The organism is Micromonospora sp. NPDC051925 (assembly GCF_044548625.1).
Classification (GTDB): domain Bacteria; phylum Actinomycetota; class Actinomycetes; order Mycobacteriales; family Micromonosporaceae; genus Micromonospora.
The window spans coordinates 22989-31666 of the sequence record NZ_JBIUCH010000038.1 but is presented as its reverse complement, the minus strand read 5'-3'; the positions used below and the strand labels follow the sequence as shown (position 1 = coordinate 31666).

General features: G+C 70.2%; 10 protein-coding genes and 1 pseudogene. 4 read left to right on the top strand and 7 right to left on the bottom strand.

What is annotated here, in order from left to right:
• Positions 1-204 (top strand): annotated as a pseudogene (locus ACIG87_RS31440) (2-oxoacid:ferredoxin oxidoreductase subunit beta); the annotation flags it as partial.
• A 97-nt stretch (positions 205-301) separates the two neighbouring features.
• Here ACIG87_RS31440 and ACIG87_RS31435 read toward each other — a convergent pair.
• Positions 302-1318 carry a potassium channel family protein gene (locus tag ACIG87_RS31435; protein WP_396855251.1) on the bottom strand — a complete coding sequence of 339 codons (1017 nt, stop codon included), beginning with the start codon at positions 1316-1318 and terminating at the stop codon, positions 302-304.
• Between the two features lie 218 nt (positions 1319-1536).
• Here ACIG87_RS31435 and ACIG87_RS31430 point away from each other — a divergent pair, with 218 nt between their 5' ends.
• On the top strand, positions 1537-2115 hold the full coding sequence (locus ACIG87_RS31430) for a helix-turn-helix domain-containing protein (protein ID WP_396855250.1): 579 nt from the start codon (positions 1537-1539) through the stop codon (positions 2113-2115).
• Positions 2116-2248: 133 nt separating this feature from the next.
• A complete protein-coding gene (locus ACIG87_RS31425; protein WP_396855249.1) occupies positions 2249-2845 on the top strand; it encodes an ATP-dependent Clp protease proteolytic subunit in 597 nt (198 codons plus the stop codon).
• A gap of 151 nt (positions 2846-2996) precedes the next feature.
• On the opposite strand, the gene ACIG87_RS31420 is transcribed toward ACIG87_RS31425, so the two are convergent.
• Both ACIG87_RS31420 and ACIG87_RS31415 read right to left on the bottom strand, forming a co-directional pair.
• On the bottom strand, positions 2997-3977 hold the full coding sequence (locus tag ACIG87_RS31420; protein WP_396855248.1) for a zinc-binding dehydrogenase: 981 nt from the start codon (positions 3975-3977) through the stop codon (positions 2997-2999).
• 306 nt (positions 3978-4283) lie between these two features.
• Positions 4284-4454 (bottom strand): hypothetical protein, encoded by a 171-nt coding sequence (locus tag ACIG87_RS31415; RefSeq protein ID WP_396855247.1) that lies wholly within the window; start codon positions 4452-4454, stop codon positions 4284-4286.
• Between the two features lie 369 nt (positions 4455-4823).
• Here ACIG87_RS31415 and ACIG87_RS31410 point away from each other — a divergent pair, with 369 nt between their 5' ends.
• The gene (locus ACIG87_RS31410) at positions 4824-5321 is read left to right on the top strand and encodes an alpha/beta fold hydrolase (protein WP_396855246.1); all 498 of its coding nucleotides are present in this window, start codon (positions 4824-4826) and stop codon (positions 5319-5321) included.
• A gap of 158 nt (positions 5322-5479) precedes the next feature.
• Here ACIG87_RS31410 and ACIG87_RS31405 read toward each other — a convergent pair whose 3' ends face one another.
• Genes ACIG87_RS31405 through ACIG87_RS31390 form a run of 4 tightly spaced genes read right to left on the bottom strand, consistent with a single transcriptional unit; the run spans position 5480 to position 8557 of the window.
• Positions 5480-5920, bottom strand: coding sequence for a hypothetical protein (locus ACIG87_RS31405; RefSeq protein ID WP_396855245.1), 441 nt, complete (start codon positions 5918-5920; stop codon positions 5480-5482).
• A gap of 17 nt (positions 5921-5937) precedes the next feature.
• The gene (locus tag ACIG87_RS31400) at positions 5938-7911 is read right to left on the bottom strand and encodes a recombinase family protein (RefSeq protein WP_396855244.1); all 1974 of its coding nucleotides are present in this window, start codon (positions 7909-7911) and stop codon (positions 5938-5940) included.
• The gene (locus ACIG87_RS31395; RefSeq protein WP_396855243.1) at positions 7908-8384 is read right to left on the bottom strand and encodes a hypothetical protein; all 477 of its coding nucleotides are present in this window, start codon (positions 8382-8384) and stop codon (positions 7908-7910) included. The genes ACIG87_RS31400 and ACIG87_RS31395 overlap by 4 nt, the downstream gene beginning before the upstream one ends.
• 17 nt (positions 8385-8401) lie before the next feature.
• Positions 8402-8557 carry a hypothetical protein gene (locus ACIG87_RS31390; protein ID WP_396855242.1) on the bottom strand — a complete coding sequence of 52 codons (156 nt, stop codon included), beginning with the start codon at positions 8555-8557 and terminating at the stop codon, positions 8402-8404.
• Positions 8558-8678 lie beyond the last annotated feature (121 nt).

Sequence of the window (8678 nt, the reverse complement as noted above, 5' to 3'; positions counted from 1 at the left end):
CCCGCCTACGCCTTCGCCCTGTCCCGACTCCCCGGACCAGACCTCCGCAACACCCCCATCGGCGTGTTCCGACAAACCACCCGCCCCACCTACGACAACGTCGTACAACAACAACTCACCACCGCCAAAGCCACCACCACCCACACCCCCGAACAACAACTCACCGACCTCCTCACCACCGGCGACACCTGGACGATCAGCTAGTCACCAGTCGACGCCGAAGTGGCCGTTGCCCGCGCAGGGGGCGGCCACTTCGTCGTTTCGGCGGGACCACCGGGTCGTCCGGCGGGCCACCAGGTCGTCAGGAGGTGGTGGTGTTGGCGGTGGGTCGGTCGTCGCGGACGTGCACGAGCATGTCGCCGGTCTCGATCACCGCGCCGGCCCGGTCCGCCAGGGTGACCACCTTTCCCCGCCGCACCAGCGCGATGACCAGGGATTCCAGCTCGCGCGGGGACTTGCCCACCTCGTGCCGCTCGGCCGAACGCATCGCCAGCGCCATGCCCTGCCCGGGGGTGAGCAGGTCCTCCACCACGTCGATCAGTGGCGGCGCCGAGGTGGAGAGGCCGAGCAGGCGGCCGGCGGTGGCCGAGGAGACGATCACATGGTGCGCGCCGCTCTGGCGGAGCAGCGGGGCGTTCTCGGCCTCCCGGACGGCCGCGATGATCCGTACCTGGCCGGCGGTGAGCTGCCGGGTGGTCAGCGCGACCAGCACCGAGGCGTCGTCGCTGTCGGTGGCGATGATGACGGACTTGGCGTTGCGGACGTGCGCCTCCTCCAGCACCGACGAGCGGGTCGCGGAGCCCTCGATGGCGACCAGCCCGGCCGAGGTGGCCTGCCGCAGCGCGGCGCTGCTCCGCTCCACCACCACGATCCGGGACTTGTCCAGCCCGTTCTCCAGCAGGGCGGAGACCGCGCTACGGCCCTTGGTGCCGTAGCCGCAGATGATGACGTGGTCCTTCACGGTTCTCCTCCACCGACCCAGTCGACGGCCGGTCCGGTACTGCTCGGTCAGGACTTCCAGGGTGGTACCGACCAGGATGATCAGGAAGATCACCCGGGCCGGGGTGATGAACAGGACGTTCACCAGCCGGGCGGACTGCTCGAAGGGGGTTATGTCGCCGTACCCGGTGGTCGAGAGGGTGACCACCGCGTAGTAGAAGCAGTCGAGCAGGGTCAGCCCGTTCTCGTCCACGTCGCGGTAGCCGCTGCGGTCCAGGTAGACCACCGCGACGGTGAGCAGGACCAGGCCGAGGGCGGCGGCCAGGCGGAGACTCAACGCGCTGAGCGGACCCCGCCGCTGCGCCGGGAAATGGATCACCGTCGGTCCCGCTCCCCCTGGGTCGCCTGCACGACCACAACATAGCGGTTGGCAGGGGGGCCGACGGGCCGGGTCGCCGCCCCTACCTGCGGTAAGCGTCCCGTCACCCCCGTCCGAGCTGTTCGGGCCGTGGTCGGGAGAGCCGGCCGGGCCGGTGCCAGGTCCGCCGACCGGGCATGATGGGAAGGTCCCGGGACACCGGCCACGAGGAGGCCCGCATGTCGCTGCTGCGTCGGGTGATCGGCGGAGTGCTGCGTCGGGTACGGCTGCGCCAGGGCCGCACGCTGCGCGAGGTGGCCGCCGCCGCCGGGGTGTCCCTGCCCTACCTCTCCGAGGTGGAGCGCGGGCGCAAGGAGGCCTCCTCCGAAGTGTTGGCGGCGATCTGCCGGGCGCTCGGGATCAACCTGTCCGACCTGCTCGAAGAGGCCCGCGACGAGCTGCGCCGGGTCGAGCGTCGGGTTCCCGTCCCGCCGGGCGGGAGCCTGGCCCGGCTGGACCGGGTGCCGGCCGCCCGCCGCGACGGCACCGGTCCGCGCCTGCGGGTCGGCCCGCCCACCGCACGGGTCGGCCGGCCGACCGGTGTCGGGCCGGTGCCGCACGTCGGCGGCAGTGTCCTCCTGTCGGGTGGTGCGCTGTCGCCCGTCGGCGTCGGTTCGCGCGGGTTCGCGGCGGTGACCGTCGCCGCACCCGTCCGGGTGATCGCCGTCCTGCCGACCGCCCGCCCCGCTGCGCGTACCGCAAAAGTGCTGGCGCGGCGACGGGCCTGGACGGGCCGGCGGCGGTTGCTCGTCGGCTAGGCCGGCCGGGTTCTGCCGAGGGCGGATCTGCCGGGGGCAGAAAGGGTGGGGCGACGCCCGCCCGGCGACGCAGGCTGGACCCGCCGGTCCCCGGGCGGAGCGTCGCCCGCCGGCAACGCGGAGGGTGGTCACCATGATCGGGTACGACGTACGAATGCTGGACGGCGGGCAGCATGCCTTCGGCGACCAGGTCTTCGAGCGGCTGCTGCGGGAACGGATCATCTTCCTCGGCACCGAGGTCACCGACGCCTCGGCCAACCAGATCTGCGCGCAGATCCTGCTGCTCGCCGCCGAGGACAGCAAGCGGGACATCTACCTCTACATCAACTCACCCGGTGGTTCGGTCAGCGCCGGGATGGCCGTCTACGACACCATGCGGTACGTCCGCAACGACGTGGCCACCCTGGCGCTGGGGTTCGCCGGGTCGATGGGTCAGTTCCTGCTCTGCGCGGGGGCGGCAGGCAAGCGGTTCGCCCTGCCACACGCGCGGATCATGATGCACCAGCCGTCCGGGGGGATGGGCGGCACCGCCGCCGACATCACCATCCAGGCGGAGAACATGCTGCACGTGAAGCGGACCATGCAGGAGTTGATCGCCGAGCACAGCGGGCGCAGCCTCGACGAGATCCAGGCCGACTGGGACCGGGACCGGTGGTTCACCGCCGAGCAGGCCCGGGACTACGGCCTGATCGACCAGGTGCTCACCCGGGTCGACCAACTCCCCGGCTGAGCAGCAACCTCGCGGCTGAACAGACAAGATGCCGACGGCCGCGCGTCGGGTCGGGGTCCTCGGCGGATTCCGCCGAGGACCCGCGCGCTGTCCGGTAGCCCGCCAGGGGACGGGCAGCTCGGCCCGCCGGTCGGTGCCGATCCCGCCGGTGTCACCCGGTGACGGTCAACACCACCTTGCCCAACGCCCGCCGCCCCTCCAGATCGGCGTGCGCGGCAGCCGCCTCCGCCAGCGGGTACGTCGACACCAACGGACGCCACCAGCCCTGGCCGCCCAGTTCCACCGACCGGGCCGCCAACCCCGCGATCCCCCCGGGCCTGGTCCGGAGTCGTTGCCCGAGCCACCCGGCGGTCAGGCTCCGCTCCACCAGATCCGCCGTGTCCACCCGGGTCGGCTCCCCCGCCGACCACCCGAACATCACGAACCGCCCACCCGTCGCCGTCGACTCCAGTGCGGCCCGGCCCACCGCCCCACCGACCCCGTCGTACACCAGGGTCGGCCCGCCGACCCGTGCCCGGACCAGTTCAGTCCAGTCCGGCCGGTCGTAGTCGACCACCACCACGTCCCCATCCAGCTCACCCAGCCGAGCCGTCCGCTGTGCGCCCCGCGCTGCGGCGACCACCGTCGCGCCGACCGTACGGGCCGCCTGCACCAGCAGCCAACCAAGCCCACCGGCCGCCGACAACACCAGCACCACGTCATCCGCCGTCGGCGGTTCCAGCTCGAAGACACCGAGGGCGGTCCGGCCCGTACCGACCAGGGCCACCGCGTCGGCGAACCCCATCCGCTCCGGTACGACGAACAGCGACTCGACGGCGGTCACCGCCTGCTCGGCGTACCCGCCGGGGACCATGCCCAGGTGGGCGACGACCCGCCGGCCCCGCCACGCCTCGTCCACGCCGGCACCGACCAGGTCGACCGTTCCGGCGACCTCGCGACCCGGCACGGTCGGCAGCTCCGGCAGCGGCAGCGGACCGCCCGCCTCGCCTCGGCGCAGTGTGGTGTCGAGCAGGTGTACCCCACTGGCCGCGACCGCGATGCGCACCTGGCCGGGGCCGGGTGCGAGGTCGGGCAGATCGTCGAGGACGAGGTTGGTGGCGGGACCGAACTCATGAAGGCGAATCGCACGCATACCTCATCCGACAACCTGCACCGGACTCGAAGTCAACCGTCGACCTGCCGGGGCACCCGTACCACACGGTGTGGCACGACCGGCGCCTTCGGCGGCGTCGACAAGTCACCTTGACAGAGCCGCCCTTCCCGCCGAAGTCGGAGCGGGGACGTCGATAGCGTCGATCGCGAGGAGCAATCGCGCCGGTCTTCGGAGCGCGAAAAGCCGCACTCGAAGAATCAGGCGCACCGCCGCCGACAGGAACTGATCGCGGCGATGCGTCTCGCGCGAGGAGGCGACCATGGCGGACCAGGCAATCGCGAAGATCTACGACAAACTGGTGGAGGTTCTCAGCGGGACCAACGACAACCAGTTCTTCACCATGACGATGCCCGGCACGATGCTCAACCAGAGCGACTTCATGTACGACACGACCGGCCCCAAGCCGGCGGCCGTCGCCGAGGCCGAGTCCCGGCTCGCCGACCAGATGTTCGACATCGCCAAGGTCACCGGCGGGAGCAACGGCCAACGGGTGTCGTCCCAGTACCTGCAGGCACTCAGCGTCCTCGTGCCGAGGTTCAACCCGACGGCTGAGGGCCCTCCTGGCCATGCCCGCCCACGCGGACGCCAAGGTCGACGGCCGGCCGTTCACCGGCACCATGCAGGAGTGGTACTTCGCGCTGTACGAGTCGTGGCTGGCAAAGAAGGCAGCGTGGGACACGAAGGTCGTCGACAACAGGCAACGGCTCTCGAACGAGAACCTGCTCGGCCAGCTCGGGGTCGAGCCTTTCTTCGTCTACCTACACGACTTCGGCGCTCCGGTGGGACACCACCTGGCGACCGGCGTCCCGGCTCGCATCCGCGGCCTTGTCGTTCAGCGGCAACGCCCACGAGGACGGCCCCGGCGAGCAGTGGGACAGCGCCAGGGCGTACTGGGCCGACCCGACCGACGGCAGGCGTGCCGAACTGTCGGACTGGTTGAACTTCGCCGGCACCCGTGACCAGTACCTCGCCGGGCTGCCCGAGTACCTGCGCACGCTGCACCCTCCCGAGTCGTGGCACCTCGACTGGGAACGCATGAGCCGACCCGGCACCATCGCCGCCCAGTTCGCGCTGTTCACCGACTACGCCGGCCACGTCGCCCGTTTCGAGGAAACCGCCGAGTACCACCGGACCCACCAGCCGCAGGCGCTCGTACTGTGGGGACGGCGCGACCCGTACTTCGACGTCGACGAGGTCCTCGCCTACCACCGCGCCCTCGATCGCATGGACGCGCACATGTACGACGGCGGGCACTTCTTGCTGGAGACACCCGCGGCCGAGTGCGCCAAGCTCATGCGGGCGTTCGTGCTCGACAACAGCTGAGCTGACGTATCTGACTCTGCCGGGAACTCGTACGCCAACGCCGTTTCACAATGCACGAGCCGCTCGTTGCCGTCGGCGCACGGTGAGTGCCGGGACGTGGTGGGTGGCTCGGGTCGGGCGGCCCGGGATCGCGCCGGCCCGCCGACCAGGGCCGTCAGTCAGCGGCGACCAGCAGCCAGGGTGACGAGGTACTGTCCGCCGCCCGCGTCGACGCTTGCGCTCACCGGCAGTCCCGGAGCCAGCCGGGACAACCGGTCGACCAGCCAATCCGCTGTCTCCTGGGCGTCCTTCTTGCTGGGACAGCGGGCGACCAACTCGCGACCACCCTTGCGTTCGAGCCGTTCGGCGACGGTGATCAGCGGTGCGGGCTCCACCACCCGCAGACGGTCCGGCCAGGCGATCACCACCTTGACCGCACCCTTGCGGCTGTTGCAGGCACGGTGCGCAAGTCGCTCGACGACCTTGGCCTTCCTGTCGGCGGTGCGGCTGTCGACGCTGGGGCCACGCGGGTCGTTCACCGACATGTCGACGTCGACCGGCTCGTCGCACACCCAGCATCGGCAGCTGTCACGTCTCGCGACGTCATCGAGGAGACTCATCCGAGCAACCTAGCCTGTCAGCCCTCGGCGAACGACAGCCCGCGCCACCAGTCCAAAACGGGAGGCAAAGGACACTCTCCTACGCCGTCCGCCTGGGCCTCACGCTGGTGCCCCCGGCAGGGCATGTCACAGAACTGCAAATGGTCGCCGCCCCCGCCCCCGCCCCCGCCGTCGTCGTCGTCGGCTGGGGCGGTGTCGTCTGTGCTGGTGTGGGCGGTGGTGGCACGGGGACCGCCGGCCGTGGCGCGGGTTATGCGGGCCAGGTGTGGGGCGGCGTGGTGGCTGACGGTGGCTCTGAATGAGACGTGGTTGGTGCGGACGTCGTGGTGGATCTGCACGGCGAAGGCGTCCAGGAGGCGACGAAGACGGTCGGTCGGTAGCAGGCTGAGTTTGATTTCCATCTCGGGAAGGTCGGCGAGGATGTCGGCGCTGCCGGGGTCGGCCGGCATGGTTTCTTCTAGGTGGGCGAGTTCGGCCGCCTTGATCTCGCGGCCACGGTCGAGTTCGGCTCGTCGCTCGGCGATCTCCGCGAACACGCTGCCGTCGGGGTCGTCGTTCTCCTCGATGACCCGCAGGAGGCGACGGCGGCGAGCGGCGATGTCGTCTAGAGTCCGCCGCAGCACTGCGACTTGTCGCCGCTGCTCCTCGGCGGCTTGCTGGGCGGCGATGTCCAGGCTGCGGGTAGCGATTTGCACCCGGTCCGGACCGAGGACGTAGGTGTTGAAGAACCGATCGGCGAAGTCGAGCAGCACCTCCTCGGTCACCGAGATCATGCTCGGGTGCCCCTCGGGGATGGCCCTCTCTCGGGGTTGGCAGGAGTAGTAGGTGTATCCGGTGACGGTGCGGCCGAACATGCGCCGCTGGCACGGCGCGCACCAGACGTAGGAACGAAGCGCGTAAACCCGCTTGGTCTGCCGGTGCCGGTTGGGAGAACCCTGGCGGGCGTCGGCGCGTGACCGTTCCCGAGATCGGCCCACGTTCTGCGCGGCGAGGAACGTCTCGATCGGCACGATGCCCGGGTGGGTGGGCTGTGCGGAGACGACCCACTGCTCACGGGGGTTGACCTTGCCGGGGTGCAGTTTGTCTTTGGTCGAGCGCCGGTTCCAGACCATGTGGCCGGTGTACTTGGGGTTGACGAGGATCTCGCGGACCGCCGAGCCGGTCCATCGTCCGACCGCGCGGGCAGGGTCGACGGGTTGTGGGGGCGGGTAGCGGTCGAGGTCGGTGTTGAGCCGTTCGGCGATGGCCCGGTAGGACAGCTTCTCGTCGATGCGCCAGGCGTAGATCTGCTCGACCACCGGCCCTCGGTCGGGGTCGATCTTCAGCTTGGTCTTGTGCTTGCCCTCCGCGCGTTTGGCGGGGACCGGGTGTTTGTGCTTCTCGGCGAGGTAGCCGTATGGGGGCTTGCCGACGTTCCAGCCCTGGGTGGTGTGTTCCTCGAAGCCGTCCCACGACTTCTCCAGCATCTCGATCATGTACCACTCGGCGACGCCCTGCTTGGTGCGGCGCAGGAGGATCTGGGCGGCCCGTTTGCGGCTGTTCGACTGCATGACCGGCTCGTCGGCGGCCAGCAGTGGCACTCCGGCGAGTTCGAGGTCGTGCTCGATTTTGGTGCCCTGGTGGGTCCAACGGGCGATGCGGTCGATCGACTCGCAGATGACGACATCGAAGCGGCGATCGGGTGAGGTGGCCTCGTCGAGCATGTCGGCGAGGCCGCCGTCTCGTTGCACGGCGACGTCGAACTTCTGCCACGCGGTGCCCCGGCCGCGCTGGCTGAGTTCCTTGCGAGAGGATTCCACGTCCCAGAACCACGCCACGATGACCATGTTGGGCAGCAGAGCCCGTTCGGAGTTGGTCAACTGCCGGGGGATCGACAGGGTGGGGTCCTGCTGCTCCTCGGTCGAGGTACGTCCGAGGAACGCGACCCGTATCGTCCGCTTCGTGGCGGTGGTGGTGGGTGGGCGGAGCCAGTCGGGCAGGGTGCTCGTCACGGGTGTCCTCCGTCGCGGATGAGTTGGGTCAGCACCTCGATGTAGTCGACGCTGCGCAGTCGCCACGGCATGACCGGCAGCCGGTCACTGTCGCGGATTTCGGGGGCGTGAAGGAACTCGATGCCGGCGACCGCGAGCGTGCGCAGGAGCGCGGTCCTCGTCGCCCGGTGTCGGGACAGGCGGTGAACGTCGGTGCTGATCACGAAGTCGAATCGGCGTTCTGGCCGGTTCGCCTCGGTGAGCAGGTCGTCCAGACCACCGTCACGGCTGATCTCCCGCTCGTTGTCGAGGAGCAGGTTGGCGGGTGCCCGCCGGTAGTCGGGCCGGGTACCGAGGTCGGAGAACACCGCCGTGATCGCGCCATCGGGCAGCACCGAGACGCACTGCTGGTACTGACCGCCGACCACGAGGGCCGCCGTGGCGAGGTCGCTGGCCTCGGCGGCCCGGCCGTAGAACGCCACACGTGGAAGCACTGTCGTGCGGTGGATGTTCATGCCTCGGCCAGGGGGCCGGTGGTGCGGGTCAGCGGCCCCCGGTGGGCGGATGGTGACGGTGACCGCCCTATCTTGCGAGCAATGGCCGGTGTGTCGTGGGGGCCGTAGACGACGATGCGCCCGGTGCCGTCGCGGGTGACGGTGGTGTACATGACGCGCGTACCTCCTGCGGTTGGTTGGCGTCGGGTCAGGCCACGGGCCGACCGTCGGTGCTGCCGGTCGACCCGTGGACATCGATCACCGCTCAACTCCGTGAAGGGATCAAGACCGCCC